The 21,893-nt window shown below is 33.2% G+C and carries 18 protein-coding genes and 1 pseudogene; 7 read left to right on the top strand and 12 right to left on the bottom strand.

What is annotated here, in order from left to right; translation table 11 throughout:
- The first annotated feature begins 2 nt into the window (after nucleotides 1-2).
- The 3 genes from GSY47_RS19035 to dusB all read left to right on the top strand — a co-directional run bounded on the left by GSY47_RS19035 (nucleotide 3) and on the right by dusB (nucleotide 4,094).
- Entirely contained in the window at nucleotides 3-1,667 is a 1,665-nt protein-coding gene (locus GSY47_RS19035; protein ID WP_179000903.1) for a C45 family autoproteolytic acyltransferase/hydolase, read from the top strand.
- Nucleotides 1,664-2,953 carry a phenylacetate--CoA ligase family protein gene (locus GSY47_RS19030; protein WP_179000905.1) on the top strand — a complete coding sequence of 430 codons (1,290 nt, stop codon included), beginning with the start codon at nucleotides 1,664-1,666 and terminating at the stop codon, nucleotides 2,951-2,953. The genes GSY47_RS19035 and GSY47_RS19030 overlap by 4 nt, the downstream gene beginning before the upstream one ends.
- Nucleotides 2,954-3,101: 148 nt before the next feature.
- Nucleotides 3,102-4,094: a tRNA dihydrouridine synthase DusB gene (gene dusB, locus GSY47_RS19025; RefSeq protein ID WP_179000907.1), complete on the top strand. Its 993-nt coding sequence runs from the start codon at nucleotides 3,102-3,104 to the stop codon at nucleotides 4,092-4,094.
- Between the two features lie 91 nt (nucleotides 4,095-4,185).
- On the opposite strand, the gene GSY47_RS19020 is transcribed toward dusB, so the two are convergent.
- From GSY47_RS19020 to rbfA, 3 genes are all read right to left on the bottom strand, one after another.
- Nucleotides 4,186-5,613 carry an MATE family efflux transporter gene (locus GSY47_RS19020; RefSeq protein WP_179000909.1) on the bottom strand — a complete coding sequence of 476 codons (1,428 nt, stop codon included), beginning with the start codon at nucleotides 5,611-5,613 and terminating at the stop codon, nucleotides 4,186-4,188.
- 169 nt (nucleotides 5,614-5,782) lie between these two features.
- Complete coding sequence (locus GSY47_RS19015) at nucleotides 5,783-6,982, bottom strand: ABC transporter permease (protein ID WP_179000911.1); 1,200 nt, start codon at nucleotides 6,980-6,982, stop codon at nucleotides 5,783-5,785.
- Nucleotide 6,983: 1 nt separating this feature from the next.
- Nucleotides 6,984-7,376: a 30S ribosome-binding factor RbfA gene (gene rbfA / locus GSY47_RS19010; RefSeq protein ID WP_091490249.1), complete on the bottom strand. Its 393-nt coding sequence runs from the start codon at nucleotides 7,374-7,376 to the stop codon at nucleotides 6,984-6,986.
- Nucleotides 7,377-7,586: 210 nt separating this feature from the next.
- Here rbfA and GSY47_RS19005 point away from each other — a divergent pair, with 210 nt between their 5' ends.
- From GSY47_RS19005 to GSY47_RS18990, 4 genes and pseudogenes are all read left to right on the top strand, one after another.
- Nucleotides 7,587-8,006, top strand: a complete 420-nt coding sequence (locus GSY47_RS19005; protein ID WP_179000913.1) for a CBS domain-containing protein — start codon at nucleotides 7,587-7,589, stop codon at nucleotides 8,004-8,006.
- Nucleotides 8,007-8,294: 288 nt separating this feature from the next.
- Nucleotides 8,295-9,730, top strand: a pseudogene (locus GSY47_RS26460) (circularly permuted type 2 ATP-grasp protein).
- A gap of 31 nt (nucleotides 9,731-9,761) precedes the next feature.
- On the top strand, nucleotides 9,762-10,703 hold the full coding sequence (locus tag GSY47_RS18995) for an alpha-E domain-containing protein (protein ID WP_091490245.1): 942 nt from the start codon (nucleotides 9,762-9,764) through the stop codon (nucleotides 10,701-10,703).
- Between the two features lie 4 nt (nucleotides 10,704-10,707).
- Entirely contained in the window at nucleotides 10,708-11,655 is a 948-nt protein-coding gene (locus GSY47_RS18990; protein WP_179000917.1) for a transglutaminase family protein, read from the top strand.
- Between the two features lie 68 nt (nucleotides 11,656-11,723).
- Here the strand turns inward: GSY47_RS18990 and GSY47_RS18985 are convergent, their stop codons facing one another.
- The 9 genes from GSY47_RS18985 to atpA form a co-directional block, all read right to left on the bottom strand.
- A complete protein-coding gene (locus tag GSY47_RS18985; protein WP_179000919.1) occupies nucleotides 11,724-12,977 on the bottom strand; it encodes a murein hydrolase activator EnvC family protein in 1,254 nt (417 codons plus the stop codon).
- A gap of 24 nt (nucleotides 12,978-13,001) precedes the next feature.
- Nucleotides 13,002-13,781 carry a DUF4292 domain-containing protein gene (locus GSY47_RS18980; protein ID WP_179000921.1) on the bottom strand — a complete coding sequence of 260 codons (780 nt, stop codon included), beginning with the start codon at nucleotides 13,779-13,781 and terminating at the stop codon, nucleotides 13,002-13,004.
- Between the two features lie 13 nt (nucleotides 13,782-13,794).
- Nucleotides 13,795-15,147 (bottom strand): tetratricopeptide repeat protein, encoded by a 1,353-nt coding sequence (locus tag GSY47_RS18975; RefSeq protein ID WP_179000923.1) that lies wholly within the window; start codon nucleotides 15,145-15,147, stop codon nucleotides 13,795-13,797.
- A gap of 45 nt (nucleotides 15,148-15,192) precedes the next feature.
- Nucleotides 15,193-16,209 (bottom strand): sugar nucleotidyltransferase, encoded by a 1,017-nt coding sequence (locus tag GSY47_RS18970; protein WP_179000925.1) that lies wholly within the window; start codon nucleotides 16,207-16,209, stop codon nucleotides 15,193-15,195.
- Between the two features lie 83 nt (nucleotides 16,210-16,292).
- Nucleotides 16,293-16,727: a dUTP diphosphatase gene (dut, locus tag GSY47_RS18965; RefSeq protein WP_179000927.1), complete on the bottom strand. Its 435-nt coding sequence runs from the start codon at nucleotides 16,725-16,727 to the stop codon at nucleotides 16,293-16,295.
- A gap of 27 nt (nucleotides 16,728-16,754) precedes the next feature.
- Complete coding sequence (locus tag GSY47_RS18960; RefSeq protein WP_179001019.1) at nucleotides 16,755-18,215, bottom strand: lipopolysaccharide biosynthesis protein; 1,461 nt, start codon at nucleotides 18,213-18,215, stop codon at nucleotides 16,755-16,757.
- A 95-nt stretch (nucleotides 18,216-18,310) separates the two neighbouring features.
- Complete coding sequence (locus tag GSY47_RS18955) at nucleotides 18,311-18,757, bottom strand: GNAT family N-acetyltransferase (RefSeq protein WP_179000929.1); 447 nt, start codon at nucleotides 18,755-18,757, stop codon at nucleotides 18,311-18,313.
- A 573-nt stretch (nucleotides 18,758-19,330) separates the two neighbouring features.
- A complete protein-coding gene (gene atpG, locus GSY47_RS18950; RefSeq protein WP_179000931.1) occupies nucleotides 19,331-20,191 on the bottom strand; it encodes an ATP synthase F1 subunit gamma in 861 nt (286 codons plus the stop codon).
- A gap of 91 nt (nucleotides 20,192-20,282) precedes the next feature.
- Nucleotides 20,283-21,860: a F0F1 ATP synthase subunit alpha gene (gene atpA / locus GSY47_RS18945; RefSeq protein ID WP_109191248.1), complete on the bottom strand. Its 1,578-nt coding sequence runs from the start codon at nucleotides 21,858-21,860 to the stop codon at nucleotides 20,283-20,285.
- Nucleotides 21,861-21,893 lie beyond the last annotated feature (33 nt).

Here is a 21,893-nt window from a genome sequence, read left to right as displayed (position 1 = left end):
TCATGAAAAACCGAATTATTTATTTCCTTATTATCGGTTTTTTCAGTTTGCTGACATCCTGTGGTACATCAAAATCAAAACATCATAAACCAGACATTACTGCTTTTAATAATACAAAACCTGTTGTGACCAAAATTTCAGACAGTGCTTTTGTTTCTGGAAAAAATTCATTCCTAAAAAATAAGCAGGGACTTTGGGAATTATATGTCGAAGGAGATCCGCTTGAAATTGGTCTGAACACTGGCGCCCTCACCGATTCACTTTTACAAAAACAACAGCGTATTTTTTTCTCCAAAATAACCGATTTCATTCCTTCGAAATTCCAGCAGAAATTACTGAGGAGTTTCTTAAACTGGTACAATCGAAAATTATATTTAAATGTTCCTAATGAATATCAAACCGAAATTTATGGGGTTTCAGAATATAGTTCAGACGAATTTAACAACATTGCACCTAAATATCAGCGTGGTTTGTATCTGCATGGAGCACATGATATTGGGCACGCTTTGCAAGATTTGGCTTTGGTAGGTTGTTCTTCTTTTGCAGCTTGGAACGAAAAATCGGAAGATGGAAATTTAATTCTGGCCCGCAATTTTGATTTTTATGTCAATGACGCTTTCGCGGAAAATAAAATTATCGCCTTTATAAAACCAAAAGAAGGATTCCCGTTTATGATGGTTACTTGGCCGGGAATGATTGGAGCAGTTTCCGGAATGAATCTCGAAGGTTTAACTGTAACGATAAATGCTTCTAAGTCTAAAATTCCGCTTAGTGCGAAAACTCCAATATCGATTCTCACTCGCGAAATTTTACAGCACGCCAAAAATTTAGACGAAGCCATTTCCATTGCAAAAAAGAGAAAAGTATTTGTTTCTGAATCTATTATGGTGGGAAGTGCCAATGATAATAAAGCGATTTTGATTGAAGTTTCTCCTGATAAAATGGATGTTTATGATGTTGCAAATTCAGACCAATTAATTTGTTCAAATCATTTTCAGGGAGATGCTTTTGTAGCAGACAAACGAAATCTGGAACAAATTACGAATAGTCATTCTGAATATCGTTTTGAAAGAATGCAGGAACTTTTGTCTGAAAATCCAAAAGTGAATCCGGAAATTGCTTCGGAAATTCTCCGAAATAAAGAAGGTTTAAAAAATATTTCACTAGGATTTGGAAATGAAAAAGCCTTAAACCAATTACTTGCGCATCACGGAATTATTTTTAAACCAAAAGAAAAATTAGTTTGGGTTTCGGCAAATCCATTTCAGTTGGGAGAATTTGTTTGTTACGATTTGAATTTAATTTTCAGTGAAAATCAAGTTCACACAAAATCTTTTCAGCAAGAAAATTTGAACATTCGCAAAGATCCTTTTTTAGAAACCGCTACTTTTCAGAATTTTAAAAATTTTAAAATTGAAGATCATAAAATAGATTCGCTTCTTAAGAAGAAAGAAAATACTTCTCTAGAGTTTTTGCAACATTATCAATCCTTAAACCCTGATTATTGGGTTGTGTATTATAAAGCAGGATTGTACTTTTACCAAAAAAAGGAATTTGCACAGGCAAAGATTAATTTTGAAAAAGCTTTAAACCTAGAAATTACAACAATTCCTGATAAAGAAAAGATTGAAAAATATTTAAAAAAAGTCAAAAGAAAATTACGATGATTCCAGCAATAGAAAAAGATTCTTTAGAAGAGATTAAAATTTTTCAAGAAAAAAAACTAGTTGACCTTTTAGAATATATCAGCGAGAATTCTCCTTTTTACAAAAGACTTTTTGCTGGACAAAATATTGATATTTCTAAAGTTAAAACACTGGAAGATTTACAGCATTTACCTGTTACAACTAAGGAAGATTTACAGCAATATAATGATGATTTTTTGTGTGTTCCTCAAAATCAAATTATCGATTATGCCTCAACTTCTGGAACTTTAGGCGATCCTGTAACTTTTGGCTTAACCGATTCTGACTTAGATCGATTGGCTTATAATGAAGCGATTTCATTCGCCTGTGCGGGAATTGCAGAAGGCGATGTAGTGCAGTTAATGACTACAATTGACCGAAAATTTATGGCGGGTCTGGCTTATTTTCTTGGTTTAAGAAAACTAAAAGTAGGCGTTATTCGTGTCGGTGCAGGAATTCCGGAAATGCAATGGGATTCTATTTTAAAATACAATCCGAGTTATTTAATCACAGTTCCTTCTTTCCTTTTGAAATTAATTGAATATGCAGAAATGCATGGAATCGATTATAATAATTCGAGCATAAAAGGGGCAATCTGCATTGGAGAGTCTTTGAGAGAACAGGATTTTTCAATGAATATTCTATCCAAAAAAATTACAGATAAATGGAATATTAAGTTGTTTTCAACTTATGCTTCTACAGAAATGAGTACCGCTTTTACCGAATGTGAACACGGAAAAGGCGGACATCATCATCCGGAATTGATTATTGTTGAAGTTTTAGACGAGCATAATCAGCCTGTAAAAAATGGCGAAACGGGCGAATTAACATTTACAACTTTAGGAATTGAAGCGATGCCTTTGTTACGTTTCAAAACGGGAGATATGGTTCAGTTTCATGATGAGCCTTGTGCCTGTGGCAGAAATACTTTACGCGTTGGCCCAGTTGTCGGACGTAAAAAACAGATGATCAAATATAAAGGCACAACGCTTTATCCGCCAGCGATGAACGATGTTTTGAGCAGTTTTGATACTATCGAAAATCATTTGATAGAAATCTCTACCAATGATTTAGGTACAGATGAAATCCTGATTAAAATTGCAGTAAAAGATCAAACCCCGGAATTTTTACAAGAAATAAAAGATCATTTTAGAGCTAAACTGAGAGTAACGCCAAAAATAGAATTTGCCTCAAAAGAAGTTTTGAATCCTTTGGTTTTTAATCCAATGAGTCGCAAACCAATTCGATTTTTTGACTATAGGACTTAATATAGGTTCAAAGTAACAAAGGGACAAAGGTTCAAAGGCTGTTAATCAGCACTATAAAAAACCTTTGTCCCTTTGTTACTTTAAGCCTTTGTCACTCGAATTGTGCCAATTCGATTAAAAAGTTGTAATTTTGCAAAAAATTACGAAGATGGTCAAGATTGGCAACATAGAATTACCCGAATTTCCTTTATTACTAGCTCCGATGGAAGATGTAAGCGATCCGCCGTTTCGCAGATTATGCAAAACGCATGGAGCTGACATGATGTACTCTGAGTTTATTTCATCTGAAGGATTAATTCGTGACGCTATAAAAAGCCGAATGAAACTGGATATTTTTGATTACGAACGTCCTGTCGGCATTCAGATTTTTGGTGGAGATGAAGAAGCGATGGAAATGTCGTCTAAAATTGTTTCTACTGTAAAACCGGATTTAGTGGATATCAATTTTGGATGTCCTGTAAAAAAAGTGGTTTGCCGTGGTGCTGGTGCTGGAGTTTTAAAAGATGTTGATTTGATGGTTCGTTTAACTAAAGCTGTTATCAAAGGAACTGATTTGCCTGTTACAGTAAAAACCCGTTTAGGCTGGGACGAAAACTCAATTAATATTGATGAAGTTGCCGAAAGACTTCAGGATATTGGTGTTCAAGCTTTAACAATTCATGCTAGAACCCGTGCACAAATGTACAAAGGTCATTCTGACTGGTCGCATATTGCCCGTGTAAAGAACAATCCAAGAATTACAATGCCAATTTTCGGAAACGGAGATATCGACAGCCCGGAAAAAGCATTACATTATAAAAACGAATACGGAATTGACGGAATTATGATCGGTCGTGCAGCGATTGGTTATCCGTGGATTTTTAACGAAATCAAACATTTCTTTAAAACAGGTGAACACTTACCTGCTCCAACAGTTATTGATCGTGTTGAGGCTGCCAGAAATCATTTAAAATGGTCGATGGAGTGGAAAGGCGAGCGTTTGGGAATTGTAGAAATGCGTCGTCATTACACCAATTATTTCAAAGGAATTCATTCATTTAAAGAATTCAAACAAAAACTGGTTACAACTGATGCTCCCGAAGATTTATTTGCAATTATGAAAGAAATCGAGGAAGTTTATGCTGGGTATGAGTTTGTTTAAAATATAAATTAATCTTTGTCAAAGTTTTGAACTTTGACAAATACTTGGAAACAAAAAAGGCTTTCAAAATTGAAAGCCTTTTTTTGTTTTATTACACCTGAACTCTCTTCCATTTTCCTCTTTTATAGAAAACAATTCCAGCGAGAGTAATGGCAGTTTCAGCAACTGGAATGGCAATAAAAACTCCTGTTGGCCCCATATTAAAATGTTTTGCTAATACAAAAGCTAACGGAATTTGAAATAGCCAAAAACCAAAAAAGTTAATTCCTGTTGGCGTCCAAGTATCTCCTGCTCCATTGAAAGTATTAATTAAAACCATTCCAATTCCGTAGAAAATAAATCCGATGCTCATAATTTGCAATGCTTCAATGGCAATAGTTTTTACTGCTTCATCATTCGTAAAAAAGGATATAATAAATTTTCCAAAAACCAGTGTGATAACCATAATTGATGCCATGAAAATTACATTATATCTAGCAGTTGTCATAACTGATTTTTCTGCGCGTTCAATTTGTTTCGCACCCAAATTCTGTCCAACCAAAGTGGCTGCAGCATTACTCAATCCCCAAGCTGGAAGTATAAAAAACATCATAATTCTCAATGCAGTTTGGTATCCTGCTGAACCATGATCACCCCCAGTTGTTGCTACTAATTTTGCTAAGAAAATCCAGCTGCAAGAAGCGATTACAAATTGTAAAATTCCAGGAGCTGCAATTTTAATTAAAGCTTTAATTTGTGTAAAATCTGGAGCGAAATATGGTATTTTAATTTTCAATATTCCATTTCCAAAAAACAAATGATACACTTGATATAGAACGCCAATACTCCTTCCGAAAGTGGTTGCCAAAGCGGCCCCAACTAATCCGAAAGCAGGAATTGGCCCGAAACCATTAATCAAAATCGGACATAAAATAATATTACAAATGTTAGCGATCCAAAGACTTTTCATGGCAATTGCTGCATTTCCTGCTCCGCGGAAAATTCCATTTATTAGGAACAAAAGCATAATGCATAAACTAGACCCAATCATAATTTGTGTAAATTGGAAACCATGTTCTGCAGCTTCGGCTGATGCACCCATGAAAAGTAAAATGTCTTTTGCATAAATAATTCCGAAAATGCTCAATAAACTATTCACTGCAAACGCTACAATAATAGCCTGCATCCCTGCTTTTGCGGCAGCAATCGGATCTTTTTCTCCAATGCGTCTTGCTACAACTGCGGTAGCCGCCATACTCATTCCGATGGCTAAAGAATAAATTACTGTTAATACTGATTCGGTTAAACCAACTGTTTGAATAGCAAAACTGCTGTGTTTTAAATGTCCAACGAAATACAAATCGACCAATGCAAAAACGGATTCCATCATCATTTCTAAAACCATCGGAATGGCTAATAGAATTACGGCTTTCTTAATACTTCCAGAAGTATAGTCAAATGATTCGTCGCCTTTTAAAGCTTGTTTTGTTGTGGTAAAAATTTTGGAAATAAAATTTTCCTTTATAGATGTTTCTGTCATGATATTTAGGATAAATGAAAAAATTGGTTCAGATGTATATTAATCTGAACTAAAAAGTAAAAACGTAAGTATCCTAATTATTCTAAAAATAAAATAGGATTAGGCAGAAACAATCATATGCTGTAGATTTTCAAGGCAGTAAATATAAGTAATATTTTTTAGGAAGAAATTAATCGAGTAATTTTTTGCTTACGCGACTGCTTGCTATCAAAGAAGCAGCAAAACCAAGTGTAACAATAGTGGCCATCACAATTAGAATATTTTCTAAAGAAAATACAACTGGATATGCCAGAGTTGGTGTAATCATAATTAACTCATATTGCTGTTGTAAAACAACTAATATGATTCCTAAAGCAAGTCCAATTAAACCGCCAAAAAAGCTTAGTAAAGTTCCTTGAAGTAAAAAGATTCTTCTCAAATGACCTACTTCTGCTCCCAAATTAAAAAGGGTTTTAAGATTTCCCTTTTTTTCTAAAATCATCATAATCAAAGCACCAACCAAATTAAAAAGTGCCACAATGATTACTAAAGTAAAAATCAGATAAACGACAATATTTTCAGTATTTAGCATTTTATACAAAGACTCGTTTAACTGTGCTCTGTTTTTTAAAGTGATCTTATTTTTAAAAATAGAATTAAGCTGTTTTTTGATTGAATTTTCATCTGCATTTTCTTTTAACTTAAATTCAATTCCAGAGATTTGGTTTGGCTTGTACATTAACAATTCTTGGGTTAAACCTAAATCTGCAAATACGTATTTAGAATCTAATTCTTCACTAATGGAATAAATCCCAACAGGCAAAACATCTGTTTTATTAAAAGCCTCTTCTGGATTTTCGATACCGCCTTTTCCTGGTTTTGGAGCAAAAATCTGAAGCGGGTTTTCAAAGTCCAAAATTCCCATTGAGAAATTTTGAGCTAACCCATAACCAATTACAACCTGAAAACTATCTGATTTTAGCCACTGGCCATTGAAAAGTTTTTGCCTTATATCATTGACAACAGGATAATTACTGTCAACTCCTTTTACATAAGTAACCTGTTGTTTGCCTTTAAACAAAAACAAAACACGTTCTTCGATGATTTTGGTATAAGAAGCAACACCATCCATTTTTTTGATTTGATTTTCCTGATCAGGAGTAATCAAAAATGACTTTCCATAAGTACTCGTCAATTTTAGATCTGGATCAATTTCGTTTGTAAACGAAAGACTGAAAACTTTTAATCCGCTAAAGACAGATAAAACCACAAACAAAGCCATAGTACCAACAATGATTCCCATGCTGGCAATTCGGTTAATAATATTGATAGCATTGTTTTTACTGCTGCTAAAAATATAACGTTTGGCTATGTATAAAGGAAAATTCAAATTACGATTTTCTTCTTTTTTCTAAAAGATCACGATTTTCGATTGGGTTTTCTTTTCCTGCAAGTGCATTGTCAATTTTCTCAATATAATCTAAAGAGTCGTCAATGAAGAAAACTAAATTTGGAACACGACGTAGTTGTAAACGTACGCGTTGTGACAAATCATGTTTGATTAACGTCGTATTTGTTTTAATTGCCTCTAAAGTTTCTTTTGCTTTTTCTTGTGGAAAAATACTTAAATATACTGTTGCCACAGACAAATCTGTAGTTACGCTTACTTTGGACACTGAAATTACTAAATTAGAAATTCCATTTTTTCTCACTTCACCTTGCAAGATATCAACCAGATCTTTCTGGAGGACACCGCCTATTTTTTTCTGTCTATTTGTTTCCATACTGCAAAAATACTATTTTTAAATTCAATCGTAGCAATTTCAAACGAACTTGAATCGTAATTTTTATTATTTGAAATCAAAATTAAATCTTCTTACTATAAATAATAACTACCTAAAATACTACTTATTCTTATTTTTTGTACTGACAAAAATCATCTAATTAGTTTCAGATAATTTTCAAATTTGATACAAATCTAACACCATCAAATTATGAAAAAGAGAGAACCGATAAGCCACATTATGACAAAGAGCGTTATAACAGTAAATCAAAATGATAATCTAAAAAATGTAGTAGAAAAATTAAAAGCTAATTCTATTCGCCATATTCCAGTTGTTAACGGAAAAGAAGTTATTGGAATTATCAGTCGCACCGATATTAACCGTCTTACTTTTGGTGCTTTGTTTGACGGACAAGATGGAGCCGATGAAGCTATATTAGAAATGCTTACTATTCCTCAGGTTATGACTGCTAAACCCAAAACTGTTCCTTCAGAACTTATTATTAGGGACTTAGCTGAAATATTTGTAAAAGAAGAATTTCATGCCGCACCAGTTGTTGATAATGGAGAATTGAAAGGAATCGTCACGACAACAGATGTTTTAAAATATTTCTTAGAAGAAAATTATTAGTCAAAAAAAGGGAGTAAATACTCCCTTTTTTTATGCACTGACGATACTTAACTCTGATTTCCAAATTAAAAACCTCCATAGAACCATTTTTAGAATATCAAATTTCAAAAAAACATAGCTCTAAAAAGTAAACTTTTCAAAATAGAAAGTCGAAAAAACGAATACTACATAAATTAAAAAATTCACATCTATTTAAAGTTTTACTGAAAAATTATTTTATAAATTAGAACAAAAAATGTTTATTTTTTAGTAAAAAGTCTATAATTCAATTTATTTAATAATTCGGATATGACAAAATTAGCATCTAGTTTAACGCATAGCGGATGGGATGAAATGTTTTCTAAAGAAGGTGTCCGCGATTCTTACAGTCAGGTTTTTAAAACTTTACAAAAGTTAAGTCATAAAAACTTAACCAACAAACAAAAACAAGCCTCAGATCTTTTCATGAACCAGGGAATTACGTTTACAGTTTACAGTGATGATGCCAATGGCATTGAACGTATTTTTCCTTTTGATATCATTCCTAGAATTATTACACAGAAAGATTGGCAGGAAGTTGAGTCCGGAATCAAACAGCGTTTACTGGCGTTAAATTTATTTTTGGAAGATATTTATAGTGAACAAAATATTGTAAAAGAAGGCATTATTCCCGCAGGATTGATTGCGTCGTGTCCGCATTACATTCAGGAAGTTCAGGGTATAAAAGTTCCTCATAATATTCATGTTCATATAGCAGGAATAGATTTGATTCGCGGTGCTAAAGGAGAATTTATGTTTTGGAAGATAATCTTCGATGTCCAAGCGGTGTTAGTTATATGCTGGAAAACAGAGAAATTACCAAACGAATTTTTCCGGATATGCTTTCGTCCAATCATGTCAGCATGGTAAGTAATTACCCAATGTTATTTCACAATATTCTGGTTTCACTTTCGCCGAGAAATATCTCCAATCCAAATGTTGTTTTATTGACACCTGGAGTTTATAATTCTGCTTATTATGAACATACTTATCTGGCACGCCAAATGGGTATTCCTTTAGTTGAAGGTCGTGATTTGGTTGTTAACAATAGTAAGGTTTATATGAAAACGACTTCCGGCTTACAACAGGTTGATGTGATTTACAGACGTCTTGATGACGAATATCTTGATCCTTTGGTTTTTAAACCAGACAGCGCGCTTGGCGTTCCCGGTTTGATAAGTGCTTACCGACAAGGAAATGTAGCGCTTGTAAATGCTGTTGGAAACGGAGTTGCAGACGATAAAGCAATTTATGCCTATGTTCCAGATATGATTAAATATTATTTGAATGAAGAGCCAATCTTGAAAAATGTTCCTACGTACAGAATGGAAAACTTAGACGAACGTGAATTGGTTTTTGCCAACATGGAAAATATGGTCATAAAAGAAACCAATCAGAGTGGCGGTTACGGAATGATTATGGGAAATAAAGCGACTCAGGAAGAACTGGATAATGCTAAAATTGAAATTACAAAAACACCCCGAAATTTTATTGCCCAGCCCATTATTCAATTAAGCACCGTTCCGTGTCTGATTGACGGACAGCTTAAATTACGTCATGTCGATTTACGACCGTATGCTTTATGCGGACCAAAAGGAGTTCAAATTGTTCCCGGCGGATTAACCCGAGTGGCTTTAACCGAAGGATCTTTAGTTGTCAATTCATCTCAGGGCGGAGGCAGTAAAGATACCTGGATTATAAAATAAACAGATTTAATAACATTCAAAAAAAGTAATTATGCTTAGTAGAGTTGCAGACGGCATGTTTTGGCTTAACCGATACATGGAACGAACTGATGGAATGCTGCTTACTTTAAACACTTCCTATATTTTATCCTTTGATAAAGAAATTAGTGATTTTCAAGGTTACAGACCTCTTTTAGAATATTACACGAATTTGTCTCAGGATAAAATTCATTCCATTCAATATGATAATACTTATGTTTTAAAATACATAATCTGTGATAACCAGAACGATAATTCGGTTAAAAATTTAGTGATAAAAGCTCGTGAAAATGCCCGCGGTTCGCAGGATAAAATCACCAAAGAATTATGGGAACATATTAATTCAATGTATCATTATATGAATTCTCCCGATTTGCCTAAAAAATTGGAAACCAGCGATGCCTTAAAAGTGATTACAAAACTCAATAAAGACTTATTACTTTATAACGGAATTCTGCAAGTAACAATGCCTCGAGGTTTGGGTTGGTGTTTTTCCAGTATTGGCAAACATATCGAAAGATGTTTACAAACTATTTCCATGACTCAGGCTTACTTTGCCCCCATAAATTACAATCTCGAAGGCGAAGAAGATTTGATTTATTGGAGAAGACTTTTATTATCACTTTCGGGTTACGAACTATATTTAAAAAGTTACAGCAATATTTCTCATAACAGAAAAGTGGTTCATCAGGTTATCTTTAATAAGGATTTTGCACATTCTGTAATTTATACTTTAGAATTGATTAATACTTATCTGGATAGTCTTTTTAAGGATAATGATATGAGCGAAGCCCGAACATTAAAAAATCAGTTTGGGCGTTTGAAAAGTTATGTTGCTTTTACAGATTATCAGCATTTAACCAATCAGGAACTGGAAGAAGTTTTACGAAATACTAAAAATCAGCTCACTCAATTTTCTACAGATTTTTCAAAATTATTCTTTTCTTATACCTAAATATATGGCGCTTTTCAAGATAGTTCACATTACTAAATATCAATACAATTATCCGATAAAAGAAAGTATTAACGAAATCAGGCTTTTTCCCCATCATTTTGAAAATCAAGAAGTACTGCAATATCAAATCTTAATTAGTCACAATCCAGAAGTTGATATTTCTGAGGATTACTACGGAAATCGTGTTGGTAATTTTAATGTTTTAGATGCTCATACCGAAATGACAATTGAATCCAGAATGCTGGTTCGTGTGAATCATTCTCTCAAAATTCCCGAAATTGATTCCACTTCTGTAAAAGATATCGAAGAAGAGAAACAGAAAAGTATCATGTTGTTACGACTTTGTTATTTGGACGAAATTGAAAAACAAAATGAAATTGAAGCTATTCTTAAAAAAATAAAAATCGAAAATAAATCTATAATTGAAATTGCACAACAATGTAATCACTATGTTTTTGAGAATTTTACCTATACCAAAGGCATTACCAATATCGAAACAACAGTTGATGAAATTTTAGCTCATAAAAAAGGGGTATGTCAGGATTTTGCTCATATTTTATTGCAGCTGTTGCGAACCGCCGGAATTCCGTCCAGATATGTAAGCGGTTATATTTGTCCAAACAAAAGTGGTCTTCGCGGCGAAGGTGCCACACATGCCTGGGTTGAGATTTATACGCCAAATCAAGGCTGGCTTGGTTTAGATCCGACCAATAATATTTGGACTATGGATAATCATGTTCGACTGTCGGTTGGAAGAAATTTTGGTGACTGTACACCAATCAAAGGAACTTTTAAAGGACTAGCCCGACAAACACTTTCGGTTTGCGTTTCGATTGGTTATGAAGACGGTCGACAATTTGAAGAAATAAATGACGTTGAACTTCAAGAAGTTTCAGCTCGTGTTCAGGAACAATTAGATTATATGGATCATTTACAGCAACAGCAGCAATGATGCAAATTCCAAATTCCACTAAATTCCAAATTCCATAAAAAAAGGGAGCAATTTTGCTCCCTGTATTTTTATCTGCTTTGTAACCATCCTTCTGGATTGTTGTTTGAAGTATTTTGAAGAATCAAGAACTTAATAATCGTTTTTCCTGTATCTCCACTTGTTCTCACTTTTCCAATATTTTGTTTAATCGTCACTTTATCTCCCTGACTTACAGAAACTGAGCTTAAGTTTTGATATACAGTAAAAAAGTCTCCGTGCTGAATCACAACCGCTTTATTTACTGGTGATAAAACGATAACTTTAGAAACTTCTCCAGCAAATACAGCTCTTGCACTTGCACCATCTTCTGTTGTAATTTCAACTCCCGAGTTATGTACTGTAATTGAAGGATGCAACGGGTGAGGCTGATCTCCGTATCCAAGAGAAATAAATCCTTTTTCTACTGGCCAAGGCAGTCTTCCTCTGTTGGCTTTAAAATCTGCTGCTAAAATTTTATCTTCTGGAGTTAAAGCAATTTTAGAAGATGAAACTGGTGCTTTTGCTTCGCTTGTACCTGGATTAGCTTTTGCTCTTTCAGCAGCTGCTTTTCTATTGGCTTCAGCAATCGCTTCACGAATTAAACGATCAATTTGTTTGTCAATACGTTTAGATTCGTTTTGTTTGGATCGAATATCGGCAGCAATTTTATTTTTATCTTTTTTAAGTGAATTAACCAATTTTTGCTGTTCTTTTTTCTCAGCTTCAAGCGTTACTTTCTCTTTTTGGTTTTCAGCAATAATTTTCTTTTTCACTTGTCTTTGTCCATCCAGTTTTGCATTAAAATCAACTAATTGTGCTGTTTTTGACTGAATTTCAAGGCCTTGATTTTTTCTGAAATTGGTATATTGTTTTAAATATTGTGCTCTTTTGTATGCTTGTAAAAAACTCTCAGAAGATAAAATGAACATCGCACGACTTTGTTCAGAACGGCTTTTGTATGATTTTAAGATCATCTCCGCATAATCCTCTTTAAGAACTTTTAGTTCTTTTTTCAATTTATTAACCTGAACCTGATTAATATACATGTCATTACTAATCAGTCTCTCCTGTTTCGCAGTTGTATTAATTAATTTCTCTTTTAGTTTGATTTTATTCGCCTGAATTAAATATTCATTTACAGCAGATTTCTCTTTTTTTCGAACAGACTGAAGCATCTTTTCGTTGTCTCTGATTTCTTGTTGAATTTGAGCTTTACGCTGTTCCAGTTTTTCTTGCTGAGAATCCTGCGCCCATACAAACGTAGTGGCACAAATTAAAACTAGACTTAGGAGAAATTTTGGCATGTTTCTATTTTTATTTTTGCAAATTTACTTAATTGTCATTTTTTTATAACCACTCGGAACACTGTAAGGAAAAGAAAGCTGTTCGTTAAATGAAATATTGTTGTAATTCAAATTAATACTTGTTTTTCCTTTTGGCTGTACTGCATTGATTTCAATACTTGTAGGAAGTATTCCTTGATCAAAAGTTTTGCTGTCTGAATAAGCAATCTGTAAAGTTCTGTTTTCAGACGGTTGTGAAATTTCTTCTTTCTGGATTAGATATTTCTCGCCATCAAGGAAAAAGGTTTTCTTCAAATTAGCATCTTTTTCTTCATCCAGTCTAAAAAGATTTTCTACAATAGTCTGTGTATATTTTCCTTTTCTTAAATCGTCAAATGCTTCACCGATCAATAAATTCTGAACTTTACTATAATCTAAATCAGTTCCAAGCCATTTGCTCAAACTTGTAAAATCGCCTTCGTAATATGTACTGTTTATTTTCTCATAATAACTTACTGCATCAGGAGTTATTAAAGCTTTCGCCATTGTAATTCCAAGAAAACGCACGCTAATCAAAATCTGCTTGTCTTTTTCAATTCTAATTTCGGCAGTAACATTCTGACTTTGTTTCTCATCAACATATTTTGCACTGGCTTTTATGTATAATGTCGAAAAATCTAGTTTATTATCATAATGCTTTTCGATTACTTTTTTGTCTTCTTTTGGTGCAACTATCGGACTTGTATTATTTTGTACTGCCACTGCTTTCGTTTTGCATGATACAACTGCAACTGAAAGAATTAGTACTGCTATATATTTTTTCATCTGAATTTCTCCTTTATTTTTTTTTCTTTAATAATTCGTTTGCCTTCAAAAAGTATTCCTCTTTTTTCTTGGCATCTCCCAATCCATTATATGCCTCTCCTAATTGAATATTAAAATTGGATTCTAATTTTACATCATCAACAACATAATCAAGACCCATTTCTAAAACGGTTTTTGCATTCTTAAATTGCTTTTGCTGATTGCTTCCTAATCCCGCAAAATAATAAAACTGAGCCTGACTCGGATATACTTCAATCAGCATCATAGCTCTTTTGGTCATGGGTTCAAATTGTTTTGTCTGAGAATAGGCTTCCAGCAATAACATATTGGTTTCAAGATCTGTCTCTGAATTAGCTTTTAAATCTTTTTCATAATATTTAACAGCATTCTCAAACTGACCTTTACTATGATAAAACTTTCCAATTTCTTTGGCAACATCAACATTTGGATCGTTATCAAAATAAGAAATAGCCTTTTCTAAATCGGCAGCATACTGTGGATTTTTATTGACGTAAATCAAAAATTCATTCAAAGTTCTATGTTTGATTTTTGAATCGATTTTTGAACTTGCCAAAATCACATTCATCGATTTGATAGCTTTATCTGCCTGATTGGCATCTAAGTATGTTTTAAACAAACTGACCTGCGACCATTCTGAATTTGGAATTTCTTTGGCTAATTGTTTTGCAACCTCCAATGATTTCTCATTTTCATTATTTTTTGAATACAAAAGAATGAGATTCAAATAATTTGATTCTTCTTTTGGATCTTTTTTAATCTGTTGTATCAAATTATCAATTTCAGCATTCTGATATTTTCCCTGAGATAAAATCTGTGCTTTATAAATTTCACGATCTGATGATTTTCCGAACTTTTCATTCATTTCGTTAATCGCAATTAATGCTTTATCATACTGATTGGTAATCATGTACAACGAAATCAAATCGTCTTTATACTCTTCGTCAAAAACAATTATTTTCTGAATCGTTTCAATCGCCAGCGGATAGTTTTTGGTTTCGTAACTTACATCGTAAATTCCGAGCCAAAACCATTTGTTTTTAGGGTCCAGCTGTGTTGCTTTTTCAAAATTATCTTGAGCATTTCGATATTCTTTAAGAGCAAAATAGTTCTTTCCTAATTCAAAATAAGCCACTGCGTCATTGGGTTTTAGTTTGATACATTTCTCCAATGACACAATAGCTTTATCATAATTTTCGATTCCTTTTTGTTTTAATGATTCATAAAATGAGTCTTGATATTCGTCAGTTGCCATAACAATATCTTCAGGTTCTGTCTGTGCAAAAACCGAAAACGATGTGCTGCATAAAGCAATCAGCAAAACTGTAAAAACTCTTTTTTTGATCATTTTAAAAAAAACATTTACAAAAATGAAACTTTTAAATTTTTAATTCTATTCTAAAACTGCATAATCTCCAATACTTACACTGGTAAATTTACCATCATAACTCACATGATTTCCTATCATTGCGTTATCTAAGTTAGCATTTTTAATTTGAGAATGAGTTTGAATTAAGCTATTTTTAATACTACTGTCAGTAATATGACAACCTTTTCCAACTGAAACATTTGGCCCAATTGTAGTATTTTTTAAAACAACATTTTCTCCAATATAACATGGAGGAATAATAGTAGAATTTTCTAATGTTACACCATAATCTACTAAATGTTCTCCATCATTATGAAGGAAACCAAGCATTCTAGTGTTTGTTTCTACAGTAACATCTTTGTTTCCGCAGTCCATCCATTCGTCAACGCTTCCAGTTTTGAAAACTTTTCCGTTTGCCATCATCGCTTTGATTCCATCATTAATCTGATATTCGCCACCATTCTGGATATTATTATCTAAAACATTTTGAAGTTCATTTCTTAAAACTCCAACTTCTTTGAAATAATAAATTCCGATAACTGCTAAATCACTTACGAATTCCTTTGGTTTCTCAACCAACTCAATAATTTCATTATTTTGATTCAGTTTTACAACACCAAAAGCTTCTGGCTGGTCTACTTGTTTTACCCAGATTACAGCATCTGCAGATGGATCTAATTCAAAATCAGCTCTAATTAAAGTATCTGCATAAGCAATTACTGCTGGCCCAGATAAAGAATCTTTGGCGCACATAATAGCATGGCCAGTTCCTAATGGCTGATCCTGACGGTAGATTGAAGCTTTAGCTCCTAATCCTTTTGCCAAATCTTCTAAACTTTTTACAACATCGTCTCCAAAAAAAGCTTCATCACCTAAAATAAAAGCAACTTCTTCAATTGGTTCTTTCAATATTTTGGCAATATCTTCAACTAAACGGTGTACTATAGATTTTCCTGCAACAGGAATTAATGGTTTCGGAACAGTTAATGTATGCGGCCTCAATCTTGATCCACGGCCTGCCATTGGGACAATTATCTTCATTTTTTATTTGATTTTATAGGAAGATCAAAAAATCTTCATTGGGTTTGGTCTTTCTTTTATGGTGTTTTTGTTAAATACAAAAACTATTTCACTCCTGTACTTCCAAAGCCTCCTTCACCTCTCGATGTTTCAGAAAGCGTTTCAACTTCGATCCATTCGGCTCTTTCGTGTTTTGCAATAATCAGCTGAGCAATTCTTTCTCCGTTTTCAATTACAAAATCATCATTAGATAAATTTACTAAAATTACTCCTATTTCTCCTCTGTAATCTGCATCAACAGTTCCTGGAGAATTTAATACAGTTACCCCTTTTTTGGCTGCCAATCCGCTTCTTGGTCTTACCTGCGCTTCATAACCAATTGGCAATTCAATAAAAAGTCCTGTTTTTACAATCGTTCTTTCTAATGGTTTTAACGTAATTGGTTCTGAAATATTGGCACGTAAATCCATTCCTGCAGAAGCAATGGTTTCGTAATTTGGTAAATCGTGTTGTGATTTATTGATAATTTGAATTTTCATTTTTAAGTATAAAATTTTAAATCTGTCTTATTTTTTCTTCATTATACCTTTAATAGTATCTTTTTCGAAATGGTAAACCATATACATAAAAGCTAAAAGAAGTGGAATTCCCACATAATATTTCTCTCTAAATCCGTAAAACGAAATCACTGAAAATACTATTGAAACACCTAAATAAGCACCAATCTTGTTCATATCATAAGGAATTGGATAATATTTATTTCCTAAAATATAAGAAATAAGCATCATGCTTCCGTAAGCAGAAATGGTCGCAATTGCAGAACCATAATAACTGTATTTTGGAATTAAAATATAATTTAAGACCAAAGTAACGATTGCACCTACTATAGAAATGTAAGCTCCAATTTTTGTTTTGTCTGTCAGTTTATACCAAACTGATAAGTTATTGTAAATACCCAAAAAGAAGTTTGCCAAAATAATAAGCGGCACCACTTTCATGGCTTCCCAATAGGATTTATTGTCTAGTAATAAATATTTTAAAACATCTGCAAAAACAATAACTCCCAATAAAATTAGGGAACCCAATATCACAAAATATTTAGTAATAACAGCATAAGTTTGTGGTGCATTTTCATTTTTAGCATGACTGAAAAAGAAAGGTTCAATTCCTAATCTAAAAGCGGTTGCAAAAAGAACCATAAACAATCCTAATTTGTAGCAGGCAGAATAAGCTCCCACTTCAGATTTTGCTAAATTTTCTGGAAGCAAATAACCTAAAAGAATTTTATCAAAATGTTCGTTTACTGCAAAGGCTAATCCAGCCACTAAAATAGGAAGTCCATATTTCATCATTCTTCTCCAAAGTTCTGGATCGAATTTTCGCCCAAGCGAAAGATAATTTGGCGAAAGCACTATAAATGTTGCCAAACTCGCCAAAAGGTTAGCAATAAAAATATAAGCAATCTGGAAATTCTCTACATATAAATTATCCCAAACAGAATTTGGATTTGCATCTGCTAATTTTGGCAAGTACATCAAAAAGAAAATATTCAACAATAAATTGATGACTACATTTCCTATTTTAATTGCCGCATAAACCATTGGTCTTTGATTGGCTCTTAATTTAGAAAATGGAATTAAAACCAAAGCATCCAAAACTAAGATCCAAACGGTATACGTAATATATTGAACATCTACTTCTGCTAAACTTGCTAATGTATTTCTGAAAATCAAAGCAACAAAAAGAAAAATAATGGATGTCCAAAAGATTGAAATTGTCGAAGTTGCAATTACATTTTTCTTATCATCTTCGGCACTATAAAATCTAAAGAAAGCAGTTTCCATTCCATAAGAAAGAACTACATTAAAGAAAACCATCCAAGATAATACAATCGAAACTTCTCCATACTCGGCCGTTGGTAAAATTCCCGTATATAATCTCACTAATAAAAAACTCAGCATTCGCGGTAAAACTGTCGCCAGTCCGTAAATTGCTGTTTGTTTGAATAGATTTTTATATAATCCCAAAATATAATTGTAATAATGTTTGTAGGACAAAAATAACCATTTCTTTTGTTTAATGGTGTTTTTGTTGATGTAATAAAGAAAAGTTCTGTTTGTTTTTAAACAGTCATTTTGGTTTCGTCTAAGATTTTTACAAAATGAAAACCTTTAGGTGCATAACCTTGATTGTAGTAAAAACGATGCGCAGCAAAATTTCCTGTAAAAGCATCCAAAACTATACTGCTGCAATTTAATTCTATTGCTTTTTTCTCGATATAATGAGTAAGCATTTTTCCAATTCCTCTAGATCGAAATTCTGGATTAACCACAAAATTGTCTATTTCAAGATATTTACCCGTCCAAAGCTTTGTAGCAGACCAACACCCTGTTAAGCCCAGACAAACATCATTTTCAAAAACTGCAATTTGAGTATAATTATGAGGCACCATTTCTTTAAGATAATTCTCGTATTGCTCTAAGCTAAGTTTAGGATATAAATGCCTAATAGTCTCAATTTGAAATAACATTTCTTGCACTGTAATTAGTTCTTTTATAGAAAGATTCATGAATTTTTTATTAAAATATAAACAAAAATAAGTAAAGTTTAAGTTAAGACTTATATAATTAAAAATCAAAGACATGTGAAATATATAAATTAGACATGAAAATTATGTAACTTTTTTTAGACAGTCTTTTCCTAAATTTGTTTCACAGGGATTGAGAAAGCTAGATACAACCCTTATAAAAAAGGAAGCACTGGGACTAATAAAGCTTGTTTGTTCCCATAAAAGACAAAGCATAAGGGATTGATTAAGCTGTAGTGTAACCCTAATAAAAACAGAGCACTGGGACTAATAAAGCTTGTTTGTTCCCATAAAAGACAAAGCACAAGGGATTGATTCTGCTGTATTGTAACCCTTAAAAAAACAGAGCCGTGGGATTAATAAAGCTAGTTTGTTCCCATAAAAGACAAAGCACACAGAGTCAATCTGTCTATTTTTATAAAATGGTAGTGATTCTCAATTTTTGAATAATTTGAGAATCACCATTTTATAAAGTTATTTTTAAAAAAGAAAAAACTTCCAATAAAAAAAAGCCAGCAAATGCTGGCTTTTTTTTATTATATATTATGGAATAAATTATCCATTCAAAGCTTCTGCTCCACCAACGATTTCCAAAATTTCACTTGTAATAGCAGCCTGACGCGCTTTGTTATAAGTTAATTTCAATTGGTTTCTTAATTCAGTTGCGTTATCTGTTGCTTTGTGCATAGCAGTCATACGTGCTCCATGCTCTGAAGCGAATGAATCACGAATACCTTTATACAATTGTGTTTTTAAAGACTTAGGGATTAAAGTCAAAACAATTTCTTCTTTTGAAGGCTCATAAATATAATCTCCAGTAGAAGCAGCTGCATCAGATTTAATAGGTGCTAACGGTAAAAACTGCTCAGTTTGAACAATTTGAGTCGCAGCGTTTTTAAATTGATTGTAAATTAATTCGATTCTATCGTATTCTCCAGATAAAAATTTCTCTGTAAGATTATCTGCGATTCCTGCAACATTTTCAAAAGTTAAATGATCAAAAATAGCATTATGATGACCGTGAACTTTATGAGTTTTGCTTAAAGCATCATTTCCTTTTTTACCAATAGCAAAAACATCAACTTGTTTTCCTTGGTAAAAAGCCGTACGATTTTTAATCTCTTTAATAATATTTGAATTAAAAGCACCACATAAACCTCTGTTAGAAGTTATAGCAACAAGCAATACTTTTTTCACTTCACGTTGTGTAGTGTAATCTCCTCCAACTTCACCTTCAAGTGATGCAGAAAGATCTTGCAATAACTCCGTTAATTTCTCGGCATAAGGACGCATTGCAGTGATTGCATCTTGTGCTTTCTTCAGCTTTGCAGCAGAAACCATTTTCATAGCCGATGTAATCTGCATCGTCGATGAAACGGAAGTAATTCTATTACGGATTTCCTTTAAATTTGCCATCTATTAAATTAGAAAATGTGACAATTTGAAAACTAGATAATTAGATAAATGTTTATACATTATCTAATTATCTAATTAACGAATTATCTAATTAGTTATATTTTGCTGAGATTTCTTTTGCTGCTTTTTCGATAACATCTGTAATAGCGTCATCTAATTTACCAGCTTTCAACGCGTTAAGCGTATCTTTATGTTTACTGTTTAAGTAAGCTAAGAAATCAGCTTCAAATTCTTTTACTTTTTCTACAGGAACGTTTCTTAATAAGTTTTTAGAACCAGCGTAGATAATAGCTACTTGGTTTTCCACTGTATAAGGATCATTTAAACCTTGTTTCAAGATTTCAACGTTTCTTTTTCCTTTTTCAATTACGTTTAAAGTAACTGAATCTAAGTCAGAACCAAATTTAGCGAAAGCTTCTAATTCACGGAATTGAGCTTGATCTAATTTTAAAGTTCCAGAAACTTTCTTCATAGATTTAATTTGAGCATTACCTCCAACACGAGATACAGAGATACCTACGTTAATAGCAGGACGAACTCCAGAGTTGAACAAATCTCCATCAAGGAAAATCTGACCATCTGTAATAGAGATTACGTTTGTTGGGATATATGCAGAAACGTCACCAGCTTGAGTTTCGATAATTGGCAATGCAGTCAATGAACCACCACCTTTTACGATAGATTTGATAGAATCTGGTAAATCGTTCATGTTTTTAGCGATACCATCATCAGCAATTACTTTACAAGCACGCTCTAATAAACGAGAGTGTAAGTAGAAAACGTCTCCAGGGTAAGCCTCACGTCCCGGTGGTCTTCTTAATAAAAGAGAAACCTCACGGTAAGCAACAGCTTGTTTAGATAAATCATCATAAACGATAAGAGCTGGACGACCAGAATCTCTAAAGTATTCTCCAATTGCAGCACCTGCGAAAGGAGCGTAAACTTGCATTGGAGCTGGGTCAGAAGCATTAGCCGCAACGATAACAGTATAAGCCATTGCTCCTTTTTCTTCTAACATTTTAGCGATTCCTGCTACAGTTGAAGCTTTTTGTCCAATTGCAACATATATACAGAATACAGGTTTTCCTGCATCGTAAAATTCTTTTTGGTTCAAGATTGTATCGATACAAACAGTTGATTTACCTGTTTGACGGTCACCGATTACAAGCTCTCGCTGACCACGACCAACTGGGATCATAGCATCTACTGCTTTTACTCCTGTTTGTAATGGCTCAGTTACTGGCTGACGGAAGATAACACCAGGTGCTTTTCTTTCCAAAGGCATTTCGTATAAGTCTCCACCGATTGGTCCTTTTCCATCAATTGGAAAACCAAGCGTGTTAACAACACGTCCTACCATTTGCTCACCTACTTTAAGAGAAGCAATACGTTGAGTTCTTTTTGCAGTAGATCCTTCTTTAAGTCCAGTTGATGGTCCTAAAAGTACAACCCCAACATTATCCTCTTCAAGATTCAATACGATACCTTCCATACCGTTATCAAATTCTACTAACTCTCCATATTGTACATTAGACAGCCCGTAAACACGAGCAATACCGTCTCCAACTTGAAGTACTGTTCCTACTTCCTCTAGCGTAGCACCAGATTCAAAACCTTCTACTTGCTTTCTTAATATTGCTGAAATTTCAGCAGGTTTGATTTCCGCCATCTTAATTTATAATTTAGACACTTTTTGTGTTAT

It is taken from the genome of Flavobacterium quisquiliarum (assembly GCF_019308285.1).
In the GTDB taxonomy this organism is placed as follows: domain Bacteria; phylum Bacteroidota; class Bacteroidia; order Flavobacteriales; family Flavobacteriaceae; genus Flavobacterium; species Flavobacterium quisquiliarum.
The sequence above is the reverse complement of the archived record's forward strand: the minus strand, read 5'-3'. Positions and strand labels throughout refer to the sequence as shown.

What these genes read in the sequence shown, in the direction of transcription:
- GSY47_RS18980 (WP_179000921.1), bottom strand. Translation starts at nt 13,781, where the DNA reads ATGAAAAAATATATAGCAGTACTAATTCTTTCAGTTGCAGTTGTATCA.
- GSY47_RS18955 (WP_179000929.1), bottom strand. Translation starts at nt 18,757, where the DNA reads ATGAATCTTTCTATAAAAGAACTAATTACAGTGCAAGAAATGTTATTT.
- GSY47_RS19020 (WP_179000909.1), bottom strand. Translation starts at nt 5,613, where the DNA reads ATGACAGAAACATCTATAAAGGAAAATTTTATTTCCAAAATTTTTACC.
- atpA (WP_109191248.1), bottom strand. Translation starts at nt 21,860, where the DNA reads ATGGCGGAAATCAAACCTGCTGAAATTTCAGCAATATTAAGAAAGCAA.
- atpG (WP_179000931.1), bottom strand. Translation starts at nt 20,191, where the DNA reads ATGGCAAATTTAAAGGAAATCCGTAATAGAATTACTTCCGTTTCATCG.
- GSY47_RS18995 (WP_091490245.1), top strand. Translation starts at nt 9,762, where the DNA reads ATGCTTAGTAGAGTTGCAGACGGCATGTTTTGGCTTAACCGATACATG.
- GSY47_RS19035 (WP_179000903.1), top strand. Translation starts at nt 3, where the DNA reads ATGAAAAACCGAATTATTTATTTCCTTATTATCGGTTTTTTCAGTTTG.
- GSY47_RS18970 (WP_179000925.1), bottom strand. Translation starts at nt 16,209, where the DNA reads ATGAAGATAATTGTCCCAATGGCAGGCCGTGGATCAAGATTGAGGCCG.
- GSY47_RS18990 (WP_179000917.1), top strand. Translation starts at nt 10,708, where the DNA reads ATGGCGCTTTTCAAGATAGTTCACATTACTAAATATCAATACAATTAT.
- dut (WP_179000927.1), bottom strand. Translation starts at nt 16,727, where the DNA reads ATGAAAATTCAAATTATCAATAAATCACAACACGATTTACCAAATTAC.
- GSY47_RS18985 (WP_179000919.1), bottom strand. Translation starts at nt 12,977, where the DNA reads ATGCCAAAATTTCTCCTAAGTCTAGTTTTAATTTGTGCCACTACGTTT.
- GSY47_RS18975 (WP_179000923.1), bottom strand. Translation starts at nt 15,147, where the DNA reads ATGATCAAAAAAAGAGTTTTTACAGTTTTGCTGATTGCTTTATGCAGC.
- rbfA (WP_091490249.1), bottom strand. Translation starts at nt 7,376, where the DNA reads ATGGAAACAAATAGACAGAAAAAAATAGGCGGTGTCCTCCAGAAAGAT.
- GSY47_RS19005 (WP_179000913.1), top strand. Translation starts at nt 7,587, where the DNA reads ATGAAAAAGAGAGAACCGATAAGCCACATTATGACAAAGAGCGTTATA.
- dusB (WP_179000907.1), top strand. Translation starts at nt 3,102, where the DNA reads ATGGTCAAGATTGGCAACATAGAATTACCCGAATTTCCTTTATTACTA.
- GSY47_RS19030 (WP_179000905.1), top strand. Translation starts at nt 1,664, where the DNA reads ATGATTCCAGCAATAGAAAAAGATTCTTTAGAAGAGATTAAAATTTTT.